The sequence below is a fragment of the Paenibacillus sp. 2KB_20 genome (genome assembly GCF_052115765.1).
GTDB lineage: Bacteria > Bacillota > Bacilli > Paenibacillales > Paenibacillaceae > Paenibacillus_AQ.
This window is the reverse complement of record NZ_JBFRHH010000026.1, coordinates 23,263-48,181: the sequence shown is the minus strand read 5'-3', so window position 1 is coordinate 48,181 and position 24,919 is coordinate 23,263. Positions and strand designations below refer to the sequence as shown.

Genomic DNA, 24,919 nt, shown 5'->3' with positions numbered 1-24,919 from the left:
GTAAGCCTGCTGTTTTTCTCGGTTAGAACGCAACATATTTAACACCCTTCCGAACGGTTTATTTACTAATATTATATAATATTAACGCGGTGTCGTGTTGAATTAAATATACAAAAAAATAGCTGTCGAGACTTTCTCGACAGCCTGAGACGTCCGATTACTCGGACGTCTTTTTGTGCTTCTGTTTTTTTAACGTCTTCGCTCCCGCAAGCGTGGTGCCCAGCGGGAACGAGAGGAGCGGGTGTTTGGATATGCCGATTTGTTGGGAGGTGTAGATGCCGGAGTGCCCGGAGAACAAGTAACTGATCACACAGGCCATAAACATATACACGGCGCCTTCACCGCCGAACAGTTCGATTCCCATAATAAAGCAAGCAATCGGGGTGTTCGTTGCTCCGCAGAAGACAGCAATAAATCCTAATGCAGCCAGGAACGGGGCGTATAATCCGATCCATTCCGATAACGCGTTACCCAGCGTTGCCCCGATGGCAAACAGCGGGGTTACTTCTCCACCCTGGAACCCTGCTCCGAGCGTCAGCGAGGTAAAGATGATTTTGCCGAGAAAGGCGAGAGGCGATACCTCGTCTGTGAAGGAGGCTTCGATCAGGGGGAGACCCAGTCCCAAATAATCGCGTGTCCCAAGCAGATAAACCAGCCCAATGATGATGATGCCGCCGACAGCGCTTTTGATCATCGGATTGCGGAAGAAATAGCTGTACCACCGCTTCAAGGAATGGGTTAGCTCACTGAATAGTCGGCTTGTCAGACCAAAGAGTATCGAGGCGAAAATCACCTTTAGGATCACCAGGAAACTCAAAGCCGGAATTTCTCCGATCGGATAATGCAGATGGCTTACGCCCCATAGGGAGGTGGCGATCAGATTCCCGACCAAGCTGGCTATGAATGCAGGTAATAGGGCTTGGTGCGAGATCAGTCCGATGGCAAGGACTTCTAGTCCAAATAGCGTTCCCGCTAGCGGCGTGCCGAAGATGGATCCGAAACCGCCGCTAATTCCGCAGATCAGCAGTATTTTTCGATCCGCCGGCGTGACGCGGATAAGCTTCCCGAACCACTCCGATAAACTTCCTCCCATCTGAACGGCAGTACCCTCACGTCCTGCAGAGCCCCCAAACAGATGCGTGATTAATGTTCCGATTAGAACTAAAGGTGCCATTCGCAATGGAACGGATTCCGTACCGCCATGGATTTGTTCAAGGATGAGATTATTCCCCTTGGTACTGCTCTTGCCAAATTTGTAATAAAGGTAGCTGACCACAGCGCCTCCGAAGGGAAGGAAGAACAGCAGCCAAGGATTCTCCATGCGAAGGGAAGTTACATAGTCCAGACTGTAAAGAAAGAAGGCGGAGGCACTGCCCGTCATCAATCCAACAACACTTCCCAGAACGATCCATTTGATGAAGTAACCGGACAACAAGGCGTATGGCCATTTTTCGTCAGCTTCAAACCATTTTTTAATCATGCAAATTCACCCGTTTCTATATATTCGCCGCTAAACCCTTCGATACACAAACAGACTCCTACCAGGAAAGCGACCTCTGGTAGGAGTCATTAGCTATCGAAGCGGTTATGGCGAACTCCATCGCCTCATTCAATTAGCATTTATTGTAATGGAATAGAGGTTTCAGTGTCAATGGCACAATCCATAGGAGCGGAGCTTTTTATTGAGCCCAAAGAAGTATCGCATTTATTTGGAAAAAAGTGCTTGACTTGGGCATGGACTTTTTTTAGGTGAGAAATTCAAGATGTCCATGGACGCAGGAAAGACCTTTATTTTATAGTTACAGATGATAATGAGAATCAATATCAAAGTATTGAGGAGAAAATGATGTCATCAAACACGTCCAATCCAAGTCTTACAGATTCTAAGACCCACGTTAAACTCAAGGGGCGACCATGGGCTGCAACCCTGATTCTCACCGGAGGTGTGGCAGCGCTGGTGCTTGGCATAGCTTTATCGATATCGCTCGGAGCGGCAGAGATTGATCTGCGAAATGTATGGGAGGCGGTGTTTTTCTTTAATCCTGATGTGACGGAGCATCAGATCATACAGGAACTGCGCTTGCCGAGAGTCCTCGGTGGGGCGATGGTGGGCGCCTGCTTTGCGGTATCGGGCGCGATCATGCAGGGGATGACTCGGAATCCGCTCGCTGATTCAGGTTTGCTCGGATTAAATGCGGGAGCGGGGTTTGCCATTGCCCTTTGCTTTTCGTTTTTTCCGGGGCTGCCTTATATGTACCTGATTCTGTTCTCGTTCCTTGGAGCAGGATTAGGTGCTGTACTCGTGTATGGTGTCAGTTCCATGGCAAAAGGCGGATTGACACCGGTTCGTCTTGTTCTGGCGGGTGCTGCGCTCAGTGCTTTGTTAAGTGCGCTTAGCGAAGGCATTGCATTGTATTTTCAGGTCGGACAGGACATGGCGTTCTGGTATGCCGGCGGAACGGCGGGGATTAAGTGGATCCATCTGAAGATTATGCTGCCGTGGATAGTCGCTGCCATATTGGGAGCTATTGCATTGTCACGCTCCATTACCATGCTCAGCCTCGGCGATGAGATCGCCCGCGGACTCGGGCAGCGAACGGGACTTGTCAAGCTGGCCGGAACGGTGATCGTGCTGGTACTGGCAGGGGCTGCCGTCTCGGTTGTCGGTGCGGTAGGCTTTGTCGGTCTCATGATTCCGCATGTCACGCGCAAGCTGGTCGGTGTGGATTACCGCCTCATCATTCCTTGCTCGGCCGTTCTTGGGAGCTTGCTGGTCGTCATTGCCGACTTAGCAGCAAGAATGGTGAACCCTCCTTACGAGACACCGGTGGGCGCGATCATCGCGTTGATCGGGGTGCCCTTCTTCCTCTACTTGGCACGCAAAGAAAGGAGGGAACTGTAATGGAGACCATCACAAACACCATGCATGGGCGAAAAGATAAGAAGCGCAAAATCATAACCCTGTCTATTCTGGCTGCACTGATCGTTTTGGTATTTCTGATCAGTATGAATACGGGAGTCATTCGTTTATCGCCGCTTGAGGTCATCAAAACCTTGTTTGGCAGCGGGACGGATAAGCAGGAGCTGGTGCTGTTCGAATTCCGCTTGCCGCGGATCGTCATCTCGCTGCTTATTGGGGCCGGGCTAGCGATATCGGGATGTGTGATGCAGGGAATATCCCGTAATGAGCTGGCGGATCCGGGAATCTTGGGGATTAATGCAGGAGCAGGCTTGATGGTGATGCTGTTCATTTCATTTTTCCCAAGCACGACGGCGGCCCCTGTTTATCTACTGCCGGTGCTTGCATTGATTGGGGCGAGCTTAACCGCTGCATTAATATGCGTGCTGGCCTATAAGAAGAATCAGGGTTTTAAGCCGACGGGGCTCCTGTTAACAGGGATTGCCGTTGCGGCGGGCATTAGTGCGGCTATGATCGTGCTAACGCTGCGCTTGAGTCCTGAAAAATATCAGTTTGTTGCCACTTGGCTAGCGGGCAGCATTTGGGGTTCCAGCTGGAAGTTTGTATTGGCATTGCTCCCATGGATCCTTGTGCTTCTGCCCTTCGTCATGTATAAAGCGCAGGTGATGAACGTGCTCAATCTTGGAGAACCGATGGCGACGGGACTCGGTGCTTCCGTCACAAGGGAGCAGCTGAAGCTGTTGGCAGCGGCGGTTGGCTTGGCAGCCTCGTGCGTTGCGGTAAGCGGCGGAATTGGATTTGTCGGACTTATCGCGCCCCACCTGTCCAGACGGTTGGTCGGTGCGAAGCATCAGATGCTGCTGCCGGTAACGGCGCTGGTCGGTGCACTGCTGGTCATCACAGCCGATACTCTGGGACGTTGGATCATCCAACCATCTGAGATTCCGACGGGGATCGTGGTTGCGGTGATTGGTGCTCCCTATTTCCTGTACCTGTTATCAAGGTCGAGAGCGTAACAGGATAAGATCGTAACTGATCTAAAATGTGCGCTTTATTAAAGGGAAGGACTTGCTCATTTCTATAATGGAATTACGGATTAAGGAGGTCCTTATGCTGCGTCGATTTTTTTCCTATTACAAGCCTTATAAAAGGCTGTTCATCCTGGATTTTTGCTGCGCTATCTTTGCGGCTTTACTTGAATTGATATTCCCGGTTGCCGTCAACCGCGTGATTGACGACTTGCTGCCGAGCGGTAACTGGAAGTGGATCTTATACGCTTGTTTGGGTCTTCTCGGCATTTATGTTGTCAGTTCCTTCTTGCATTACGTGGTCACCTATTGGGGGCATAAACTCGGCATCAACATTGAGACGGATATGCGCAAAAAGCTGTTTGATCGGGTTCAGAAGCAATCCTTCCGTTTTTTTGACAACAACAAGACGGGACATCTCGTCTCGCGGATGACAAACGACCTGATGGATATCGGGGAAATTGCCCACCACGGTCCGGAAGATCTGTTCATTGCCCTTATGACGCTTGCCGGAGCCTTGGGCATCATGCTCGGGATTAACTGGGAGCTTGCGGTGATGACGTTTGTGATAGTACCTCTGATGGTCTATTTATCACTCTATTTCAGTGGAAAAATGTCGGCTGCGTTTAAGCGCATGTTCTCCGATATCGCCGATTACAACGCAAGGGTGGAGAACAACGTCAGCGGTATCCGCGTGGTTCAAGCCTTCTCGAATGAGGAGCATGAAATGGCTCGTTTCGCCGAGAACAACAACCGTTTCCGCGTGACAAAGCTGATTGCCTACCGCATTATGGCGTGGAACTCTTCGATTAGCTTTATCCTGATGAAATTCATCTCCCTGTTCGTTTTGGTGTGCGGTACTTGGTTCGTGATCGAAGGCCGGATGACCAACGGGGAATTTATCGCTTTTGTCATGCTGTCCAACGTGTTCCTCGGTCCGATCAAACAGATCAATGCGGTCATTGAGATGTATCCGAAGGGAATCGCCGGCTTTAAGCGTTATTTGGAGCTGCTTGAGAGCGAACCGGACGTTGCGGATACGCCTAATGCGAAGCCGGTTCACGATCTGCGGGGAGACATTGCCTTTCAGGGGGTATCCTTCGGGTACGAGAACAAAGATCAAGTGCTGCAGGATATCAGTTTGTCCATACGTGCCGGTGAAACCGTTGCGCTTGTGGGGCCGTCCGGAGCGGGCAAAACAACGTTATGTTCATTGCTGCCGCGTTTCTATGATACAGACGCTGGCCGGATTACGATTGACGGGATCGATATCCGAGACATGACGCTGCAATCCCTTCGTTCCCATATTGGCATCGTGCAGCAGGATGTATTCCTGTTTGACGGCAGCATTCGCGAAAATATTGCCTATGGCCGACTTGATGCTGCCGATAGCGACATTATGAAAGCCATGAGCCGTGCCCAGCTTGAGGAGCTGGTCGCTTCACTTCCGGATGGGCTGGACACCTTAATTGGCGAGAGAGGCGTCAAGCTGTCCGGCGGACAGAAACAGCGCCTGTCGATAGCCCGTATGTTCCTCAAGAACCCGCCGATTCTTATTTTGGACGAAGCGACGTCCGCATTGGATGCGGAGACCGAAGCGGCGATTCAGCAGGCATTGGCCGAATTGTCGGAAGGTCGGACGACACTTATAATTGCGCACCGGCTCGCTACCATCAAGAACGCAGATCGGATTGTGGTTGTTGCTGACAAAGGCATTGCCGAACAAGGCATCCACGAAGAACTGCTCGCGGCGCACGGCATATACAGCCGATTACATCGAGCCCAATTCGGGGCTTAAATCCAGCTATCATTTTTTTGGGAGGATATCAACATGTTCAAGTCTAAATTACGCATCATGCTCTCCACGCTCGTTTTATGTTCGATCTTTATTTCGGCATGCAGCGGGAATGGGAATACCGTGAATAATGGCGGCTCTGCCGGTGAAACAGCTGCGGGCACGGACAAGCCCCAGACTGAGGCCTCAGCGCCCACGACTAGAGAGGTGGATACGATTAACGGAGAAATCGAAATTCCGGCCGCTCCCGAGCGAATTGTAGTTGATGCCTACCTGCCAACTCTGCTGTTGCTCGGAGAAAAGCCGGTCGGCGCGACAGCGACGGATCTCGAGAACGTCCATATTCAAGACATGATTGAGGGCATAGAGAACACGGGGGAAAGCGCTCCGGAAAAGATTGTGGAATTGAACCCAGACCTGATTATCAGCGCTAACTCGGACCCGGAATTATACGAGAAATTGTCCAAAATCGCACCGACGGTCATTCTCCCTTATGAAACCTATCGAGGCGTGCACGAAGAAGTGGAGGGACTCGGTGCTATACTGGGCAAAGAAACAGAAGCAAAAGAATGGCTCGCCGGTTTCGATGAAAAAATAGAAGCACTGCGCACAAAAGTGAACGGTGTTTTGGAAGAGGGAGAGACGTTCTCGATCTTTGGCGCATTCGGTAAAACCTTCTATCTCTACGGAGATGGCATTTATCGAGGAGGCTTGGCAATCTACAAGGAGCTCCAGCTAACGCCTCCGGCAACGATCCAAAAAGAATTGATTGATGCTAACGTGACTTACAAAGAGGTTTCCATGGAAGTGCTCAAAGATTATGCAGGCGATTATATCTTCTTTGATGAGTCTAACGGCGCCGAGATGGATAAGAAGGACAAGGTGTGGACTTCGATTGAAGCGGTGAAGCAGGATCGCGTGTTTTATCTCGATGCCAAACGATTTTGGCCGTTTGATCCGATTGCTGTCCTAGCTCAGGCGGAGGAAGTGACGGAAATGATCGTCAGCCAAAAAGAGAAGGAAAACACGAAATAACCAGCGAGCTCGGTGATACCGCACGGATAGTGATGGACGGTAATGGCAGACCCTGAACAAGAGCGGTCTGCCATTTGTGTTCTCATGAACATTAGTTCAGTGCCAGGAATACGGGCCGCTATTATGCCTTCGTGTGATGGAACAGTCGGAATCTCAGATGCGTGACATTCGGAGATTCGATGACAGCGGTCCGAACAAATTCGATATTCGGCGAGTGGATATGTTCAAACAATTTCTGACCGTTGCCGAGGAGGATCGGTACCAGCGTGATCAGGAGCTCATCCAGCAGAGCTGCTCCAATATATTGCTGTATCACGTTGGCGCCTCCGGCAATTTTAACGTCTTTGCTCCCCGCCACAGCTTTGGCTTGTACTAAGGCGCGTTCGATGCCATCCGTAACGAAGGTATAAGTCGTGCCGCCATTCTTGATTTCTGCGGGGCGAGCTTCGTGAGTCAGTATAAACACCGGCATATGAAAAGGAGGGGTATCTCCCCAAAATGGATGGCCATGATCGAACATTGTACGGCCGAGGATAACAGCGCCCGTTCTGCGATTGGATTCGGCGATCAACTCCGCGTCCTGATTAAACTCGCCCCCGGCCAGGCCATGCAGTTCGCGCCAGCTGGTGAGCTCATAGATCCATTCGTGCAGTCGTTCACCTCCCTTGCCAAGTGGCAGCCGTGCGCTATGATTCGGACCTGTTATATATCCGTCCAATGACATCGACATTTCAGCAATAACTTGAGACATGGATTGGTTCACCTTCCATCCGGAAATTTCCTTGTTGCCTACATTTCTTTAGTTCCCTGTATTGACATCGTATTTACGAAATATGATTGTTCAGGGATCAGTATAGCATTCACGATATGTCTAAATTTCTTATGATTTGCTATCTTCGAAGATGCCATAGAAGAGGGTGTATATGAAAATGGCAAGGTCCGTGATCACGGACCTTGCCATTGTTTTTGTATCAGTATTGCTTATAAATCAGGTCTAGCGTGTATCTGTGGTTGTGGGCTCGTCCGAGACTTTCAGTTTATCATTCAGGATACTGTCCTCAAGCACGCTGAATTTGTCCCCGTATACTTTCGTGATATGTTTTTCGCCCCATGCACAGAGCATATCGAGAATTCCACTCAAACTCATGCCGTAATCGCTCAACTCATACTCCACTTTAGGCGGCACTTGATTATGAATAATCCGATTGATCACGCCATCGTCCTCGAGCTCCCGCAGCTGCTGCGTCAGCATTTTTTGTGTAATATTCGGCATGAGACGCTTCAGCTCGTTGGTTCGTTTACGTCCATGGGTCAGATGGCAGAGGATCACGCATTTCCATTTGCCCCCGATCACTTCCAATGTCGCTTCGACGGCGATGTTGTATTTCTTCGTTTGCATATTCATCCTCCTATTTCTAATAGGCACTAAAAAGTATCTAGGGTACTATCAGGTACCTACATTACAAAAAAGTACGTTCTTCACACAAGAAACGATATAGATCATAATAGCATTTGCCGGCTGGATTAAACCATACTCAATATTTTTACAATATACAAGCAAGAGAATAGGATAGGGGGAAATATCAACACCATGATGATAGATAAAAGAAGAAGTTTGCTGGCGCTGCTGGCGCTTGCAATCAGTGCCTTCGCCATCGGAACAACGGAATTTATCAGCGTAGGGCTGCTGCCGTTGATTGCGGAGGATATGAATATATCCGTGACGACAGCCGGATTAACCGTTTCGATGTATGCGCTTGGCGTTACCTTCGGTGCGCCGATCCTTACGTCGCTGACATCAAGGATGTCCAGGAAGACTTTGCTGCTCTGGATTATGATCATTTTTATTATTGGTAACAGCTTGGCAGCGGGAGCAGCTTCCATTGGTATCCTGCTTGCAGCACGCGTGCTTTCGGCCTTTTCGCATGGCGTATTTATGTCGATCGGCTCGATCATTGCAGCAAGCGTGGTGTCTGAGAACCGCAGGGCGACCGCGATCTCCATTATGTTTACGGGGCTGACGGTAGCTACGGTTACCGGCGTTCCGCTTGGAACGTTTATAGGTCAACAATGGGGCTGGAGACTTGCTTTTGTCGCCATTGTTGTGGTCGGTATTGTTGCGCTGATCGCGAACAGTATCCTGGTCCCTTCGGACTTGCCTAGGGGAGAACGAACTTCATTCCGTGACCAGGCTAAATTGCTGACGAATGGAAGACTGCTGCTTATGCTCCTGATTACGGCTCTCGGTTATGGCGGGACCTTCGTGGTCTTCACTTATTTATCCCCATTGCTGCAGGATATAACAGGCCTCAAGGAAAATACGGTGGCCATCATCCTGCTTGTATACGGGATTGCCATTGCGGTCGGTAATGTGATCGGTGGGAAGGCAGCCAATCGCAACCCCCTTCGAGCACTATTCTATATGTTCATCGCGCAAGCGCTGGTGCTGTTCACGCTTACGTTTACCGCACCGTATCAAGTGGCGGGATTGATCACGATTATTCTCATGGGATTTCTGGCTTTCATGAATGTGCCGGGACTACAGGTTTATGTCGTAATGCTGGCTGAGCGGTTTGCACCCGGGGCAGTGAATATGGCTTCCGCGCTGAACATTGCCGCATTTAATGCCGGCATCGCCATCGGCGCTTTTCTGGGCGGTTTGATCACGAACTCCATGGGCCTGATTCATACGGCATGGATCGGGGCGCTGATGGTGCTCGGCGCGGTCGTTCTCACCGGATGGAGCTTGAAACTGGAACGGAAGAACTCGGAGAAGCCGGAAAAGCAAGCGGCCTGAAAGCCTGAATGCCTGAATGATTATTTTATGGTGAAGGGAGGTGATGTCAAAGCGTTTTATCGGAGATACTTCAATATAGGTTAACTTTCATCACAACATCACAACCCAAAAAATGTTCGGAGGTTTATCAACATGACAGCACAACACTTACAAGATACAACCACTTTATATAATGGCGTCAACATGCCTTGGTTTGGATTAGGCGTATATAAGATAGAAGAAGGACCGGAACTGGTGAATGCCGTCCGTACGGCCATCCAGTATGGGTATCGCAGCGTGGACACGGCCGCCATATACGGCAATGAAGAGGGCGTCGGACAAGGCATTCGCAAGGGGTTGGAAGCTGCCGGTATCAAGCGGGAAGATCTGTTTGTCACATCCAAAGTGTGGAATGCCGATCTAGGTTATGAATCGACTATGAAGGCTTACGAGGAGAGTCTTCGGAAGCTGGGTCTGGAATATTTGGATCTGTACCTTATACACTGGCCGGTTGAAGGGAAATATATAGATGCGTGGAAGGCGTTAGAAACGTTGTACAAGGAAGGACGCGTGAGAGCCATTGGCGTGAGCAATTTCCAGATCCATCATCTGGAGAAGTTAATGAAGGAAACGGAAATTAAACCGATGTTGAACCAGGTCGAATATCATCCAAGACTAACGCAAAAAGAACTGCAGGCGTTCTGCCGTACGAATGGAATTCAGCTCGAAGCATGGTCTCCATTAATGCAAGGACAGCTGCTGGATCAAGAGGATCTTCAGCGCATTGCAGAAAAGCATCATAAATCCATCGCTCAGATCATTCTTCGTTGGGATTTACAAAACGGCGTTGTCACGATTCCGAAATCGACCAAAGAACATCGGATTGCCGAGAATGCGGCAATCTTTGATTTTGAATTGTCCGATGAAGAGATGCAGCGCATCGACAGCTTGAATCAGGATCACAGAGTGGGACCGGATCCCGACAATTTTGATTTCTAAGAAATCTGCGTTTACGCAAGGATAGTAGTGTAATAAATATTGTGACTCTCCTGGACCTCGGGCAGTAACGACGGGAATCAGGAGGGTCCATTCCTACATAACGGAAGGAGAGAGTATAATGAATTTGGATCTGAAGGGAAAAGTCGCATTGGTAACGGGTTCGACATCCGGCATTGGCAAAGCGATTGCCATGTCGCTTGCAGCAGAGGGAGCTTCCGTCATAATAAATGGAAGACATGAGGACAAAGTAAAGCAGACGATTCATGACATTCACGCTGTGCATCCGGACGCCGAGCTGCGTATTGCTGTGGCGGATCTCGGAACGGAGGAGGGCTGTCATCAGGTCAGGGAAGCTGCTCCGGTCGTCGATATTCTGATCAACAATTTAGGGATCTTTGAGCCTGCTGAATTTTTCGATATCCCTGATGCGGAGTGGTTTAGGTTCTTCGAGACCAATATTATGAGCGGTGTTCGGTTAACCCGGCACTATTTGAAGAACATGATCAATCGCAATGAAGGTCGAATTATTTTTATCGCGAGTGAAGCAGCCGTCATGCCGTCTCAGGAGATGGCGCATTACAGCGCAACCAAGACGATGCAGCTGTCCCTTTCCCGGAGCTTGGCCGAGCTGACGACAGGAACCCGCGTCACGGTGAATACCGTCATGCCTGGATCCACTCTTACGGAAGGCGTTGAAACGATGCTGAATACGCTATATCCGGATGAGGATCTATCGATCGAAGAAGCCGAGCAGCGGTTTATGAAGGAGAATCGGCCGACTTCCATTATTCAGCGATTGATTCGACCGGAGGAGGTTGCGGATTTTGTTACGTATCTAAGCAGTCCCAAATCCTCGGCGATTAACGGTTCAGCGCTTCGAATCGACGGGGGCTTGGTACGAAGCGTATTCTAAGCAACCGAGGTGCTGTGAACGCTCTGTTAGGAACGGTATTTCTGCCTAAAGGATTTGGGTTTGAAGCCTGTATAACGAATAAAGCAGCGAATGAAATACGGAAAAGAGCCGAATCCGGATTCTTCCGCAATGCGTCCGATCGGATCGTTGGTGTGGATCAATAATCGCTTGGCTTGTTCGATCCGATGCCGTGTCAGATATTCCAGGGGCGTGCAGCCGAACGTTTTTTTCATGCAGATCGACAGATAGTTCTGGTGGAAGTGCATGGCATCGGATAATCTCTGATAGCTAACCGGTTCTTTGTAATGTTGTCTCAAATAGTTGGCGGTTCGTTCGGCTATGGCATATTGAGGATTCTGATGCTGGATTCCATCCTCTTCGGCTTGAAACAGCAGGAGCAGCTCATGCAGCAGCTGCTGCTGCTTCCAGCGTGCCGCCGAAGAAGACGATGGCTGAAGGTTCTGCAATTGCTCTATCAGGAGTCTCGCTTGCTCTATCGAAGGTAGCTCTCCGTACTTGGGTATATAAAAAGAGAAACTCTCGATCTGTACAATAGGCTGATCGGTTTGCGATAAGGCAAAAAGGGTCAGTTCCTCCGTTTCAATCCAACGACCGCACGTCTGAAAATGCAGCCAATAAAAGTGGGTCTCCTCCTGACAGGGCAGATACGTACGGTGCGCGGCATCGGGTCTTAAAATCAGGTGACAGCCGCTCTTTACCCTGTAAGCAACTCCGTTCTCCTCCAGAAATAACGCCCCTTTTGTCACCAGAATCAGATCAAAGACCCCAATGTTATAGCGATCCGGATGTTGGTCTCCTACCTGATAGGTATCTTCTCCACAAATCATATAGTGCGGTAGCGGCGGCGCTGTGAACTGGAAGATCATCTGCGACCAGGCCTCCTCCTCAAACGAACTTTTCTCTATGATAATCGTTTTACTGTTCCGGATTCAATAAGACAGCATGTTGCAATTGGATAAAAAGATGTTGTTTCTGTGTATAGGGTAACGCCTGGCCCAGATGGTATATTTCTACCAGAGTGTGCACCAACAAGACAGAAACAAGGAGCGTGGAAGTTGATGCTGCATGAGACTGCGTTTAACAGCTTGCCATTAGGAGCAATTAAACCGGCTGGCTGGCTTAAGAGTCAGTTGGAGATTCAAGCAAGCGGGTTTACCGGACATTTGGAAGAACAGTGGAAAGACGTAGGGGATGAGAACGGGTGGCTTGGAGGCCAGGGAGAGAGCTGGGAACGGGGACCGTATTATGTCGACGGCTTGCTTCCGTTAGCTTATTTGCTCGAAGATGAGTCTTTGATTGCCAAAGCGAATCGGTGGATCGAGTGGTCGCTTGCGAGCCAGCAGGAGAATGGCATGTTCGGTCCGGTGCGCATTACCTCCGTGAACCAGGATATCGATAAGGAGCAGGACTGGTGGCATTACATGATCATGCTGAAAGTGATGATGCAGCATGAGGAAGCAACGGGCGATGAACGGATCGTCCCTTTTCTGACGAAGTTTTTTACTTATGTCCATTCGGTTATCGAGGAACAGCCGCTGCGGGGCTGGGCCCAAACAAGGGGTGCGGAGATGCTGCTGTGCATCGTGTGGTTATATCGACGTACGAAGCAACCTTTTCTGTTAGAGCTTGCCGATATCGTTACCGGACAAACAACGGACTGGAGCGACATCTTTCATGATTTTCCGTTCTGGCGCAAGGTCGAAGAGTGGGATTGGACAACCCATGTCGTGAATGTGGCGATGGGAATCAAAACGCCGGGCGTATTGTTTGAACTGAATGGTGATCCGGTAGAGCGGGAAAGTGTACATCGAGGCATCGATTCCCTGATGACGTATCACGGCCAAGCGCATGGCATGTTCTCCGGAGACGAATGGTTATCCGGCACCCATCCGAGTCAAGGCGTAGAATTATGTGCCGTCGTGGAGTATATGTTCTCGATGGAGCAGCTGACGCGTATTTTCGGGGACGGACGTTTCGGGGATATTTTGGAGAAGGTTGCATTTAATGCACTGCCTGCCGCCATCTCCCCGGATTGGACCTCGCATCAGTATGATCAGCAAGTCAACCAGATGATCTGCAATGTCGCTCCACGGGCCTGGAGCAACAGTCCGGACGCCAACGTCTTCGGTCTGGAGCCAAACTTCGGATGCTGCACGGCCAATATGCATCAGGGCTGGCCCAAGCTGACGTCGCATCTGTGGATGAAGGATCAGGAGGACGGGCTTGTTGCCATTTCCTATGCCCCATGCACGGTGAGGACCCCGGCCGGTCGTCAAGGAGTTCCGGCTGTCGTCGAGGTAACCGGAGAATATCCTTTCAAGGATCGGATTCAAATTAAATTGTCGTTGGAATCCGCGGCATCGTTTCCTCTTTCGCTGCGCATCCCGGCTTGGTGCGACGATCCACTCATAACTCTGAATGGGCGCGAATTGCCATTACAGGTGGAGTCCGGTTATGCAAGAATCGTGCAGAACTGGCAGAACGGCGACCGATTGGACATTCATTTGCCCATGGAAGTGAAGACCGTGTCGCGCAGCATGTACGCTACCAGCATTGAAAGAGGGCCGCTGGTGTATGTGCTGCCCGTAAAGGAGAACTGGCAGATGATCCGGCAGCGCGACATGTTCCACGATTGGGAGATATACCCTGCATCCCCGTGGAAATACGGTTTGGTCGCCGATACGTCATTCGAGGTACTTGAGCAGGATATGGTCCGCCAGCCGTTCCTGGCGAAGGTTGCACCTGTCAGGGTGAAGGTTAAAGGTCAACTGATTCGGGATTGGAAAATGGAAGGCAATAATGCCGGAAACCCTCCGCTGCATCCGAACACGGACGGACAGCCCATTACGGAATTGGAGTTAGTTCCGTACGGAAGCGCCAGGCTTCGGATCGGTGAATTTCCTCTGATCGGGGAGCGGAGAAGAGTCGCTAAGAAATAATTAAATGGATTGAACCATCGAAAAACCGCGTGGATCGCGGTTTTTTTGTTATACAGATATGTGTGCAAAGGTTAAGATAAATGTTTACGAAGCTCAGGAATACACATAATATGGAGTTATTGGATAATACGCATGTTGTTGTCGCTAGGAAGAAGTATAAAAAAGAAAGAGTAATGGGATAAGAGACATGGAATGCGTTGGTGAGAAAGGGAAATTTGCCGAAGGAGATCTCATGAAGAGAAAAATAATAGTGGTCCTATTGCTTGTATTTGTTATTCTAATAAATGGCAATGCTCAACGAGATTCGATCGATATACCCCTTTATGAGGGCAGAAGCCTCGTTATTGGTGTGATCGGAGAAACACCGCGAGTTAGGGAGAAGGGGCATGTGGGTTTTAGGGAGGTTACGTTTCAGCAGCTAGAGGATCTAGACATTCCCGCGGAGCTTGACGCTGTTTTCATAACCAAAGAACATCTGGTGGAAGCTTCTGAGCCCAAGTATACAAAAGTTTATCATCAGGCTGAAGTGCCTTTTTTCTATATCGAGTCTAAAAAATCTCATGTCCCCTTCACGATCGAGGAATTGTCCTACGATGAGGTTCCGGATCTTTCATCGGATATGTACGCAACAGGATATTACGGCAAGGATGCGTCGCATTGGGGTTACGGTTTATACAACGGTGTAATGAATGAGACCAATATCCAGGCTGTCTATTCCCATATTTTTGCGACCATCGAGTCGTTGCATAATGACGGAGGAACGTAATTTGCGAGAAATAAATTGGTTGGAGAAAAATGAGACGCTTGAGTCATTGCTCAAGCATGAAACTTCATTCCATGCCGTCCCATTAGATTCCGGGATGGAGGCAGAAGTGATGATGATCACCACATTAACGGCAGACTATGTACTAAAGGTTTGGAATAAAGATTCCAAGCCCAACGTTCAGATGCAATATCACATATTGAATGCATTGTGCACGCATGGAAGCGCGGTTTCGAAACCTTTAGGCTGGGGGACAGACCGGAATGGCAACCCAGTTTTGCTGACCAGTTACGATGGTATTCCCGTTCAAAATGTGAATCAGCCTAAACTAATGAAACTTGCTAAGATGCTAATGGATATACATAAGCTTCCCCTGGATAGCCAGAGAGGCTCTGGGTTGAAGAGATATGATTTCATCTCCTATTTTTATCCTCGAATTGATGAGTTTCCCGATATCAAACAGCCATTGATGGAGCTTGTTCAGCGTGCGAACATGAAACAAGATTGTGTCATCCATGGCGACTACCATCTGGGCAATATTCTTGAGATGGAAGACGAGTTGACCGTCATCGATTGGACTAATGTCCAAATGGGCGATCCCAGGTATGACATCGCTTGGTCGATATTCTTAATGTGGATATATGTGAGCGAGAAGCGAGCTTCTTTCTACCGTGCTGTATTTTGTACCGAGAACCGTTACGAAGCGGATGAGCTCGAGCTTTTTGAAGCTATAGCCTGTCTGCGCTGGGTTTTGCTTAGTAAAGTGGCCCGCCTACCCATTAGAAAGGATACGATCGCAAGGGTCAGGTCAATCTTGTCGCGCAGCAACTATTTAAAGCTCAAGCTTGATTTAGTCTGATCCAAAAAAATACACAGCTGCCCCTCAGATCAAGAGTTAGATCGAATCGGGAAATTTACAGCAGTACATTCAGCCCCCTATAACCATCCAACAAGATGGTAAGGGGGCTTTTTTATGAAGCAGCGGGATGAGCCAAGGCCGGGTTCACGCACCGAGCGCACAGGGAGAAGATCGCCCGCTAAGTCATAAAAGCCCCGACAACGCTCGGATAATCTTCTTACCAAAAATTAAAAAAAGAGGGTTGACAGAAGCATATCCGATCTTGTAATCTGTGATTGTAATCGTTTACGTAATCGATTACATAATGGAATCATAACGTTTTGAGGTGAACAATGTTTGGCAAGAGCAACGATTAAACAAGTAGCAGCGGCAGCAGAAGTATCTACGGCAACCGTTTCAAGAGTGCTGAACGACAGCGATTATGTAAGCGATGAAATTAAAGAGCGCGTAATGGCGGCAGTGAACCAGTTGAATTACCGGCCAAGCGCCATCGCCCGAAGTCTTAAGCAGGACCGTACGTATATGATCGGGGTCATCGTTCCCGATATCTCCAACCCTTATTTCATGGGAATCTCCAAAGGTATTGAGGATATTGTAGGCAAAGAGGGCTTTCAGCTCATATTCTGCAGCTCGGACGAGAATCCGGATAAGGAAAAACGATTGCTTAAGCTTATGCAGGAAAAGCGCGTGGACGCCGTCGTACTGGCGACGTCAGGCGGAAATGATCCGGCGATCAAGCAGCTGGCAGATTCTAAAATGCCGATCATCCTCATAGACAGAAAACTGGACTCGCCTGAAATAGGATTTCGACTCGATCTGGTAGCCGAGGACAATACCGAAGGCGCAACCCGTCTAACCAGAAAACTGTTAGAGGATGGGCATACGGCCATTGTGGTGGTAAACGGCCCGACGAGATCAAGTACGGGCAGGGAGCGTCTTGACGGTGTTCGGAAGGCGATGGAGGAATACGGACTGCACGAGGAACCGATGGTGTATAATGGCGACTTCTCTACAGAGGACGGAATCCGGGCGGTACGGCATTTTCTGGGGCTGGAGCATCGGCCCACTGCGATTATATCTCTGAATAACCGAATGAGTCTTGGCGTATTGCTTGAGATTGTACGCAGTGGACTAAAGATTCCGGATGACATGGCAGTAGCTTCTTTCGGTGAGGTAGAGGCCGGTCCATTACTCAAAGGATCGGGACTTTATTATATGGAACAGCATCCCTATGAAATGGGAATCAAAGCCGGTGAGATTCTTCTTCGTCGAATTCGCGAAGAAGCACCGCTGTCTGATCCGGAAATTGAAATTTACAGCAATGAAGTGAAACAGCTGAATTGACCTATAAGCTGCCGTTCTAAAAACAGAGAGGATGATGACAATGCATTATCAAACCCAAATCTGCAATCGATTGCAGAATCAATTGCCGAAGATCGGCATTCGTCCAGTCGTCGATGGTCGGAGGGGAGGCATTCGGGAATCGTTAGAGGATGTAACGATGGATATGGCGAAGCGAACTGCACGCCTGCTTACCGAAAATCTAAGGCATAGCAACGGGCTTCCGGTCGAATGCGTGATTGCCGACACCTGCATTGGAGGAGTAGCCGAAGCCGCAAGAACGGAAGAGAAGTTTGCCAGAGAAAATGTAGGACTAACCATTTCGGTGACACCTTCCTGGTGCTATCCGTCGGAAACGATGGATACCCATCCGACAAGGCCGAAAGCGATTTGGGGATTTAACGGAACCGAGCGCCCCGGTGCCGTGTATCTGGCAGCAGCTCTTGGAGCACACAATCAGAAGGGACTCCCGGCTTTCTCGATCTATGGACGCGATGTGCAGGATATCGGGGATACCGAAATTACAGCTGACGTACAGGAGAAGCTTCTGCAATTTGCAAAGGCAGGCCTTGCCGTAGCGACCATGAAGGGGACTTCCTATCTGTCGATGGGTACCGTATCCATGGGAATAGCGGGCTGTATCGTCGACGAGAACTTTTTCCAGAAGTATCTTGGGATGCGCAATGAATACGTGGATATGACGGAATTCGTAAGGCGAATCGAGCTGGAAATATACGACCGCGACGAATATGAGCGGGCACTGGCCTGGATTAAAGAGAACTGCAAGCCAGGGACGGACATCAATCCGGAGCATTTAAAGCGAACCGATGAGCAGAAGCGGCAGGATTGGGAGACCGTCGCGAAGATGGCGTTAATCGCACGCGATTTGATGGTGGGCAATCCGAAGCTGGCGGAAATGGGATACGGGGAGGAAGCGCTCGGGCGAAATGCGCTGGCAGCAGGGTTTCAAGGACAGCGTGCCTGGACGGACTATTTCCCGACCGGAGATTTCATGGAGGCAGTACTCAATTCCTCCTTTGATTGGAATGGTCTGAGGGAACCCTACATGGTTGCAACTGAGAACGATAATTTGAACGGAATTACGATGCTGTTCGGACATCTCCTGACGGACGCAGCCCAGGTATTTGCAGATGTTCGTACATATTGGAGCCCTGAAGCGGTAAAACGTGTAACAGGGTATCAGCTTGAGGGGATCGCAGAGCAGGGCGTGATCCATCTGATCAACTCCGGGCCTGCTGCCCTTGACGGAACGGGAAGGCAGACGAAGGACGGCAGACCGGCGATGAAGCCGTTCTGGGAAATCACGCAGGAGGAAGTTCAAGACTGTCTGGATGCGGTCAAGTGGTGTCCGGCTATCGATTTCTTCCGCGACGGCGGCTTCTCAACAGACTTCACGACCCGGGAAGGCATGCCGGTCACGATTGCGAGGATCAATATGGTTGCGGGTGTCGGGCCGGTCCTTCATATTGCCGAGGGAATGACCGTGGAGCTGCCGGAGGCGGTGCACGATGTATTGGATCAGCGAAGCGATCCTACGTGGCCGACGACCTGGTTCGTGCCAAATCTGACCGGCGAGGGACTGTTCAAGGATGTATACACCGTGATGAGCAGCTGGGGATCCAACCATGCTGCCATGAGTTACGGCCATATCGGCGGAGATCTGATCACCTTGGCTTCGATGCTTCGCATTCCGGTATGCATGCATAACGTACCGGAGGAACGGATATTCCGGCCGAGCGCATGGACCGCTTTCGGCGGACTGGAGCCGGTCTCGGCAGACTACCGGGCATGCGCGTCTTATGGTCCGTTGTATAAATAGGAGGCGGATGAAATGAAGCAGTTATACACTATTGGCGTGGATTTCGGTACGGAATCGGGCAGGGCTTTGCTCGTTGATATCAATACAGGGCAAGAAGTTGCGACGCATGTGACGCCATACACGCACGGAGTTATGGACGAGGTGCTGGTCCACTCGGACTTGAAGCTGGAGCAGGATTGGGCGCTGCAGCATCCGGGGGACTACATGGAAGTCCTTCAGCAATCCATCCCGCGTGTGTTGTTGGAGGCTAACGTATCACCTGATCAAGTCATAGGGATCGGCGTCGATTTTACAGCGTGTACAATGATGCCGCTGGATGCCGGGGGAACTCCGCTGTGCATGCTGGAGGAGTGGAGAGACAACCCGCATAGCTGGGTAAAGCTGTGGAAGCACCACGCGGCACAGGATGAAGCGAACCTGATTAATGAAGCCGCAATACGGAGGGGTGAGAAATTTCTTGCTCGCTATGGAGGTAAGCTCTCTTCGGAGTGGATGCTTGCGAAGTCTTTACAGATTCTGAATGAAGCTCCGGAGATCTATGAGCAGGCTGTATTGTTCATGGAGGCTGCCGATTGGGTGGTCATGCAATTGACCGGTCAGCTCGCGCGGAGCAGCTGCACCTCAGGCTACAAAGCCAATTGGCATAAACGGGAGGGATACCCGTCCAAGGAGTTCCTGAAGTCGCTTGATCCGAGGTTTGGTGACCTCGTGGAGACGAAGCTGAGAGGCCCGATCAAGCCCTTGGGCTCGAAAGCGGGCGGATTAACCGAATCTATGGCAGCCATGACCGGGCTTCTGCCGGGCACCGCGATCGCCGTAGCCATCATCGATGCCCATGCCATGGTGCCGGCCGTTAGTGTGGTAACCCCTGGCAAGCTGGTGCTTGCGATGGGAACCTCTACTTGTCACTTGATTTTAAGCGACAAGGAAGTGACGGGCGAAGGCATTTGCGGCGTCGTCGAGGACGGGATCATTCCCGGTTATTACGGGTATGAAGCCGGGCAATCGGCCGTAGGCGACATCTTCGCGTGGTATGTGGAAGAGGCTGTGCCGGAATATGTTCGTCGCAAAGCATCCGAAGAGCGGCTTGGCATTCATGAGTGGCTTGAGACGGAAGCGGCTGGGTATGCGCCTGGCCAAAGCGGACTACTGGCACTCGATTGGTGGAACGGAAGCCGCTCTGTACTGATGGATGCCGATCTTAGCGGCGTAATGCTCGGCTTGACCCTGCAAACCAAGCCTGCGGAAATATACCGGGCGCTGCTGGAGGCCACTGCCTTTGGAACGCGGGCGATTATCGATGCTTTTACCGTAAGCGGCGTAGAAGTCCAGGAGCTCTATGCTTGCGGCGGATTGCCGCAGCGAAACCGTTTGCTGATGCAAATCTATGCTGACGTTACCGGCAAAGAACTCAAAGTAGCGGATACAATCCAGACGGCCGCTTTTGGTGCAGCCATGTTCGGTGCCGTGGCGGCAGGCAAAGAGCAAGGTGGCTTTGGGAGCATCGTTGAGGCTGCGGAAGCAATAGCCCGTGTTCGGAAAGAGACCTTTAAGCCGATTGAGGCCAATGTGCGCGTGTATGATCAATTGTACAAGGAATATAAAGGCCTTCATGATTATTTGGGCAGAGGCGAAAACGGGGTGCTGAAACGCTTGAAGGCATTAAGAAGCGGTAAATCACCGGAATGAATGTGTGAATGAAAGCCTGAATAAACGCGAGGTCACAACGAAATATCGCCTGGCGGCGTTGGACTCATAAACTGGGAATGCAGGTTCTGGAAGGACCCTGCATTCCATCACCATCAATTCTGCAATCGATGTCACATTTTGGGAAACGAGTTCTAGAAGTACTTATATAACCTTTATCCACCAATCTAAAAGGAGCGAACCATCCATGAACAATCATTCAGCATTATCTTCACTCAGCCTTACTCGCAACGGGAAAAGTAAACGGGAATCCAGCTACGACCGTTCGGGAGGCAATAAAGATTACTTCTCCATCAACCCTGGCGACCTGACCGAAATTTGCAACATTCCAGGCGCGGGCGCCATCACCCACATCTGGATGACGATGGCGACTGACGCGCCTGCTGAGGAATTGTATCTACCGCGTAAAATCGTTCTCCGCATGTACTGGGACCAGGAGGCGGAGCCCAGCGTGGAAGCGCCGATCGGTGATTTTTTCGGAATGGGGCACGGGATCACCAAAAACTATACGTCTGCGGCATTGATGATGAGTCCCGAGGACGGCAAGGCATTCAACTGCTTCTTCCGCATGCCGTTTGCGGATGGAGCCCGCATTACGATTGAGAGCGAGGCGGACCAACCGATCAAATTCTATTTCTATGTGAATTACGAATCATACGATAAGCTGCCTGAGGAGGAGCTTAGATTTCATGCCCAGTGGCATCGAGAAAATCCTTCGGACGGGATACCGGATGACGAAGTGGATAACGCCTTCTATGAATTCGGCGGCAAGAATACGACCGGCGACGGGAACTATGTCATCCTGGATGCGGTGGGGAAAGGTCATTACATCGGCTGCAACTTCAATGTCCATAACCTGCGCGATACGCGGGAGTGGAACTGGTACGGCGAAGGGGACGACATGATCTTCATCGATGGGGAGCCATGGCCTCCGACCTTGCACGGAACGGGGATGGAGGATTATTTCAACACGGCCTGGTGTCCGCAGCAGGAGGTGTGCACGCCTTATCATGGCATTATTCTGGGAGGGGGACCGAACTGGAGCGGCAAAATCTCCACGTACCGGTATCATATCCTCGACCCGATCATGTTCGAGAGCAGCATCAAGGTAACGATCGAGCACGGACATAACAATCATCGGAGCGACGATGTTTCCTCTACGGCGTACTGGTATCAGGCTGAACCTCATCGTCCTTTCCCGGCGCTGCCTAAGGTGGATAAGAGAAAGCCTCTGCCGGATATCAAGCCGCTTAACGATGATAGCATGAAGCAAATATTCGGCCACTCCAACCCTTAATATAAAGGGGTGGAATAGTGAATCGAAAGGGGAGATGAGCTTGAAATTGAAATCGGCCTTGCTCGCCAGCCTACTCGTGCTTCTTTGCGGCTGCATGAGCGGCAGCAAGGTGAATCCCCAGCTAGATGAAACAGACAAGGGCTTTATATTAACAGGCATTACCGGCCTGGAACAAATTTCGCAATTGACTGGCGAACAATCCCCAAATCGTACCGATCGATACGCGGTGTACGGTACCGATCTCGGTTCTATGATGAATGATGGGGAACGAACCTACTTCGTGTTCGGGGATACGTTCGGCGAACGGGCGCCAGATCAGATAGGCGGAGGGGGCAGCTACTGGCGCTCCAATACGATGGCCTATACCACGGATATGGAACCGGCTGATGGCATCACGTTTGAAAATATGGTGACGGATGAATTCGGTACAGCCAAGGAGCTGCTGCCCTCCGTCAAAATCGATTATGAAGAAATGACCAAAATTCCGACTCATGGCATTGCGGCAGGCGGTGCATTGTATGTGTACTACATGTCGGTCAATCATTGGGGAGATCCCGGGAAGTGGGACGCCAACTACAGCAGCGTGGCCAAATCGGTTGATAACGGTGAGACGTGGGAGCTCCAGGATCAACTGCGTTGGCCAGGGGACAGCAATTTCATTCAGGTCAGTCCCTATAAGGTAAAGAATGAAGCAGGCGGGACGGACATTTATTTCTGGGGTATTCCAGCCGGACGCTATGGCGGCGTTCAGCTCATGAAGGTGGGAGAAGAGAACATCGAGAATCTGTCCGAGTACGAGTACTATAGTGGTCTGGACGATGATGGTAATCCCAGATGGAGTACCGATAAGAAAGATGCCCAGGATGTAGTGGATGACACGGTCGGCGAGCTATCTGTTGTATGGAACTCTTATCTGGAACGTTGGCTGATGACATATCTGAAGGAAGGCCAGGGTGTTGTCATACGTGAAGGGATGGCGCCGTGGGGGCCGTGGGGCGAGCCTCTGGACTTGGTCCGAGCCGAGGATTATCCAGGACTGTATGGTCCCTATATGAATGATCGGTATACCGAGAATGACGGGCGAACGATTTATTTCACGCTATCTTTGTGGGATCCGTACAACGTCTTTTGGTATAAAGCTTCTCTGGAAAAATGACAACGGATTCAACGAATGTTCGGTTTAAATGCGAATCGCGTTTAAATAGTTTGATCCATTATAAGGAGGGTTCATGGTGCAGAAAACAAACATCAGTTTCAAATCCTGGAAAGTTTTGTTCTCCACACTTATGGTACTGGCGCTGCTCGTTACAGGCTGTGGCGGACGATCCGGCGGCCCGGCAGGCGGAGCATCAAGCAATTCACCGGAAAATGAAAGCGCAAACAACGGTGGCAGCAGCGGCGATAAAGTCGTAATCAACTTTTGGGCGCAAAAATTCGAGGAAACGACCGATGAGTGGTTCAAAAAATGGGTCGGCGAGTACAACAAATCTCAGAATAATGTGGAAGTGAAACTGACGATCGTTCCGGGCGACGCTTGGGATCAAAAAATGAAAGCGGCTCAAGCCGCGGGGAAAGCGCCGGATATCCGAACGATCAACTACGGCAACGTGGCTAATGCCGCGAAGACAGGACAGCTGACGGCACTAAACGATTTGATGGATCCGGCAGTATTCGATGATTTGTACGACAACATGAAGGAATTTGTGTCCGTTAACGGTAAGTACTACGCTTATCCGAAGCTGGTCGAACCTTCTGCCGTCATGTTCTATCGGAAGGATTTGTTCCAGGAGGCCGGGCTTGATCCGAATCAGCCGCCGAAGTCGTGGGATGAGCTTCTGGATGCAGCTCAGAAGCTGACCAAGAAAGGCGTGTTCGGGTTATCGATCGCACAAACCGCTCCGGATTTGGGCTGGTCGAGCTGGGGGCTGCAGTATAATGCAGCAGGACATCTTGCGGTTACGGAGGACTGGTCCAAAGCAGACGTAAACAATGACGGCTACAAGGCGCTCTTGAATTTTTACCAGAAAGCTTACCAATCTGGCGTCATGCCGAAGCAGGCTCTGGCCGGATATGCGGATATCAAGCCTTTCGGCGAGGGCAAGATTGCCATCCAGATTTGCGGTTCCTGGGCGATGGGGCAGCTTCGCAACACCTATAAGGATTTGGTGGATAAAGTGGGGATTGCACCAATGGCATCGTTGGACGGCGATTTGACGAAACCGACGGCAACGCTTGGCGGCTGGTCGCTCGCGGTAGACGGAAAATCCAAGCATGCGCAAGAATCGGCAGATTTCATCTCTTATCTCCTCGCCGGGGATCCGAACATCATGATCGACTTTTTCAAGACGTCCCAATTCTCCAAGTTCCCCCCGCGTAAATCGGTGGACGAAGCGATGAAATCCGATCCGGATGCATCCAAGGATACTTGGCGTGCGCTGGTCTCTGAGCAGATCATTCCACACTCCCAGGCTGAACCGATCTATCCATGGGACATCAGCTTTGCACTCTCCACATCCATTGAGTCCGCCATGAAAGGAACGCCGGTGGATAAGGCGCTGGAGAAAGCGGAAAAGGATATTAACGATTTCATAACCAAGAACAATCTTGCCGGCACAAATCCGAAAAATTAGCGCTTTGGCGGCCACCCGGGGATCATCCCTTCAGATACGGATATCCGATTTCGGAT

The 24,919-nt window shown here is 50.5% G+C and carries 20 protein-coding genes and 1 riboswitch; of the genes, 16 read left to right on the top strand and 4 right to left on the bottom strand.

The features are described 5' to 3' along the window. Positions 1–157: 157 nt before the first annotated feature. Positions 158–1,480, bottom strand: coding sequence for a voltage-gated chloride channel family protein (locus AB4124_RS33410; protein WP_441975395.1), 1,323 nt, complete (start codon positions 1,478–1,480; stop codon positions 158–160). Positions 1,481–1,553: 73 nt separating this feature from the next. After that, a riboswitch (Fluoride riboswitch) is annotated at positions 1,554–1,614 on the bottom strand. Between the two features lie 232 nt (positions 1,615–1,846). Between AB4124_RS33410 and AB4124_RS33405 the strand changes: the two genes are divergently transcribed. From AB4124_RS33405 to AB4124_RS33390, 4 genes are all read left to right on the top strand, one after another. Continuing rightward, complete coding sequence (locus AB4124_RS33405; protein WP_339265771.1) at positions 1,847–2,902, top strand: FecCD family ABC transporter permease; 1,056 nt, start codon at positions 1,847–1,849, stop codon at positions 2,900–2,902. Further along, positions 2,902–3,936 carry a FecCD family ABC transporter permease gene (locus AB4124_RS33400; protein WP_441975394.1) on the top strand — a complete coding sequence of 345 codons (1,035 nt, stop codon included), beginning with the start codon at positions 2,902–2,904 and terminating at the stop codon, positions 3,934–3,936. The genes AB4124_RS33405 and AB4124_RS33400 overlap by 1 nt, the downstream gene beginning before the upstream one ends. Before the next feature lie 94 nt (positions 3,937–4,030). Then, a complete protein-coding gene (locus tag AB4124_RS33395; protein WP_441975393.1) occupies positions 4,031–5,746 on the top strand; it encodes an ABC transporter ATP-binding protein in 1,716 nt (571 codons plus the stop codon). Positions 5,747–5,779: 33 nt separating this feature from the next. Further along, positions 5,780–6,778 (top strand): ABC transporter substrate-binding protein, encoded by a 999-nt coding sequence (locus AB4124_RS33390; RefSeq protein WP_441975392.1) that lies wholly within the window; start codon positions 5,780–5,782, stop codon positions 6,776–6,778. Between the two features lie 121 nt (positions 6,779–6,899). On the opposite strand, the gene AB4124_RS33385 is transcribed toward AB4124_RS33390, so the two are convergent. Then, positions 6,900–7,529, bottom strand: coding sequence for a dihydrofolate reductase family protein (locus AB4124_RS33385; RefSeq protein ID WP_441975391.1), 630 nt, complete (start codon positions 7,527–7,529; stop codon positions 6,900–6,902). Between the two features lie 243 nt (positions 7,530–7,772). After that, complete coding sequence (locus AB4124_RS33380; RefSeq protein WP_076321900.1) at positions 7,773–8,177, bottom strand: winged helix-turn-helix transcriptional regulator; 405 nt, start codon at positions 8,175–8,177, stop codon at positions 7,773–7,775. 192 nt (positions 8,178–8,369) lie between these two features. On the opposite strand from AB4124_RS33380, the gene AB4124_RS33375 reads away from it, so the two are divergent. The 3 genes from AB4124_RS33375 (at position 8,370) to AB4124_RS33365 (ending at position 11,466) form a co-directional block, all read left to right on the top strand. Continuing rightward, the gene (locus tag AB4124_RS33375) at positions 8,370–9,575 is read left to right on the top strand and encodes an MFS transporter (RefSeq protein ID WP_441975390.1); all 1,206 of its coding nucleotides are present in this window, start codon (positions 8,370–8,372) and stop codon (positions 9,573–9,575) included. A 132-nt stretch (positions 9,576–9,707) separates the two neighbouring features. After that, positions 9,708–10,553, top strand: a complete 846-nt coding sequence (locus AB4124_RS33370; RefSeq protein WP_441975389.1) for an aldo/keto reductase — start codon at positions 9,708–9,710, stop codon at positions 10,551–10,553. A 118-nt stretch (positions 10,554–10,671) separates the two neighbouring features. Then, the gene (locus tag AB4124_RS33365) at positions 10,672–11,466 is read left to right on the top strand and encodes an SDR family NAD(P)-dependent oxidoreductase (protein ID WP_339265756.1); all 795 of its coding nucleotides are present in this window, start codon (positions 10,672–10,674) and stop codon (positions 11,464–11,466) included. A gap of 26 nt (positions 11,467–11,492) precedes the next feature. Here AB4124_RS33365 and AB4124_RS33360 read toward each other — a convergent pair whose 3' ends face one another. Next, complete coding sequence (locus AB4124_RS33360) at positions 11,493–12,353, bottom strand: helix-turn-helix transcriptional regulator (RefSeq protein WP_430104721.1); 861 nt, start codon at positions 12,351–12,353, stop codon at positions 11,493–11,495. 192 nt (positions 12,354–12,545) lie between these two features. Between AB4124_RS33360 and AB4124_RS33355 the strand changes: the two genes are divergently transcribed. The 9 genes from AB4124_RS33355 (at position 12,546) to AB4124_RS33315 (ending at position 24,863) form a co-directional block, all read left to right on the top strand. After that, entirely contained in the window at positions 12,546–14,426 is a 1,881-nt protein-coding gene (locus AB4124_RS33355) for a beta-L-arabinofuranosidase domain-containing protein (protein ID WP_441975388.1), read from the top strand. A gap of 232 nt (positions 14,427–14,658) precedes the next feature. Further along, entirely contained in the window at positions 14,659–15,192 is a 534-nt protein-coding gene (locus tag AB4124_RS33350) for a hypothetical protein (RefSeq protein WP_441975387.1), read from the top strand. Beyond that, positions 15,176–16,048 carry an aminoglycoside phosphotransferase family protein gene (locus tag AB4124_RS33345; protein WP_441975386.1) on the top strand — a complete coding sequence of 291 codons (873 nt, stop codon included), beginning with the start codon at positions 15,176–15,178 and terminating at the stop codon, positions 16,046–16,048. Before AB4124_RS33350 ends, AB4124_RS33345 begins: the two co-directional genes overlap by 17 nt. A gap of 336 nt (positions 16,049–16,384) precedes the next feature. Then, entirely contained in the window at positions 16,385–17,392 is a 1,008-nt protein-coding gene (locus AB4124_RS33340) for a LacI family DNA-binding transcriptional regulator (protein WP_441975385.1), read from the top strand. Positions 17,393–17,432: 40 nt separating this feature from the next. Continuing rightward, the gene (locus tag AB4124_RS33335) at positions 17,433–19,229 is read left to right on the top strand and encodes an L-fucose isomerase (RefSeq protein ID WP_441975384.1); all 1,797 of its coding nucleotides are present in this window, start codon (positions 17,433–17,435) and stop codon (positions 19,227–19,229) included. 12 nt (positions 19,230–19,241) lie between these two features. After that, the gene (locus AB4124_RS33330; protein ID WP_441975383.1) at positions 19,242–20,918 is read left to right on the top strand and encodes a ribulokinase; all 1,677 of its coding nucleotides are present in this window, start codon (positions 19,242–19,244) and stop codon (positions 20,916–20,918) included. A 205-nt stretch (positions 20,919–21,123) separates the two neighbouring features. Further along, positions 21,124–22,233 (top strand): glycoside hydrolase family 172 protein, encoded by a 1,110-nt coding sequence (locus tag AB4124_RS33325; RefSeq protein WP_441975382.1) that lies wholly within the window; start codon positions 21,124–21,126, stop codon positions 22,231–22,233. A 40-nt stretch (positions 22,234–22,273) separates the two neighbouring features. Beyond that, on the top strand, positions 22,274–23,389 hold the full coding sequence (locus tag AB4124_RS33320) for a DUF4185 domain-containing protein (RefSeq protein ID WP_441975381.1): 1,116 nt from the start codon (positions 22,274–22,276) through the stop codon (positions 23,387–23,389). Between the two features lie 73 nt (positions 23,390–23,462). Beyond that, a complete protein-coding gene (locus tag AB4124_RS33315) occupies positions 23,463–24,863 on the top strand; it encodes an ABC transporter substrate-binding protein (RefSeq protein WP_441975380.1) in 1,401 nt (466 codons plus the stop codon). The last annotated feature ends 56 nt before the right edge of the window (positions 24,864–24,919 follow it).

Bases quoted from the DNA above. Each gene is read 5' to 3' on its own strand.
- AB4124_RS33410 (WP_441975395.1), bottom strand. From the start codon at position 1,480: ATGATTAAAAAATGGTTTGAAGCTGACGAAAAATGGCCATACGCCTTG.
- AB4124_RS33405 (WP_339265771.1), top strand. From the start codon at position 1,847: ATGTCATCAAACACGTCCAATCCAAGTCTTACAGATTCTAAGACCCAC.
- AB4124_RS33400 (WP_441975394.1), top strand. From the start codon at position 2,902: ATGGAGACCATCACAAACACCATGCATGGGCGAAAAGATAAGAAGCGC.
- AB4124_RS33395 (WP_441975393.1), top strand. From the start codon at position 4,031: ATGCTGCGTCGATTTTTTTCCTATTACAAGCCTTATAAAAGGCTGTTC.
- AB4124_RS33390 (WP_441975392.1), top strand. From the start codon at position 5,780: ATGTTCAAGTCTAAATTACGCATCATGCTCTCCACGCTCGTTTTATGT.
- AB4124_RS33385 (WP_441975391.1), bottom strand. From the start codon at position 7,529: ATGTCTCAAGTTATTGCTGAAATGTCGATGTCATTGGACGGATATATA.
- AB4124_RS33380 (WP_076321900.1), bottom strand. From the start codon at position 8,177: ATGCAAACGAAGAAATACAACATCGCCGTCGAAGCGACATTGGAAGTG.
- AB4124_RS33375 (WP_441975390.1), top strand. From the start codon at position 8,370: ATGATGATAGATAAAAGAAGAAGTTTGCTGGCGCTGCTGGCGCTTGCA.
- AB4124_RS33370 (WP_441975389.1), top strand. From the start codon at position 9,708: ATGACAGCACAACACTTACAAGATACAACCACTTTATATAATGGCGTC.
- AB4124_RS33365 (WP_339265756.1), top strand. From the start codon at position 10,672: ATGAATTTGGATCTGAAGGGAAAAGTCGCATTGGTAACGGGTTCGACA.
- AB4124_RS33360 (WP_430104721.1), bottom strand. From the start codon at position 12,353: ATGATCTTCCAGTTCACAGCGCCGCCGCTACCGCACTATATGATTTGT.
- AB4124_RS33355 (WP_441975388.1), top strand. From the start codon at position 12,546: ATGCTGCATGAGACTGCGTTTAACAGCTTGCCATTAGGAGCAATTAAA.
- AB4124_RS33350 (WP_441975387.1), top strand. From the start codon at position 14,659: ATGAAGAGAAAAATAATAGTGGTCCTATTGCTTGTATTTGTTATTCTA.
- AB4124_RS33345 (WP_441975386.1), top strand. From the start codon at position 15,176: ATGACGGAGGAACGTAATTTGCGAGAAATAAATTGGTTGGAGAAAAAT.
- AB4124_RS33335 (WP_441975384.1), top strand. From the start codon at position 17,433: ATGCATTATCAAACCCAAATCTGCAATCGATTGCAGAATCAATTGCCG.
- AB4124_RS33330 (WP_441975383.1), top strand. From the start codon at position 19,242: ATGAAGCAGTTATACACTATTGGCGTGGATTTCGGTACGGAATCGGGC.
- AB4124_RS33325 (WP_441975382.1), top strand. From the start codon at position 21,124: ATGAACAATCATTCAGCATTATCTTCACTCAGCCTTACTCGCAACGGG.
- AB4124_RS33315 (WP_441975380.1), top strand. From the start codon at position 23,463: ATGGTGCAGAAAACAAACATCAGTTTCAAATCCTGGAAAGTTTTGTTC.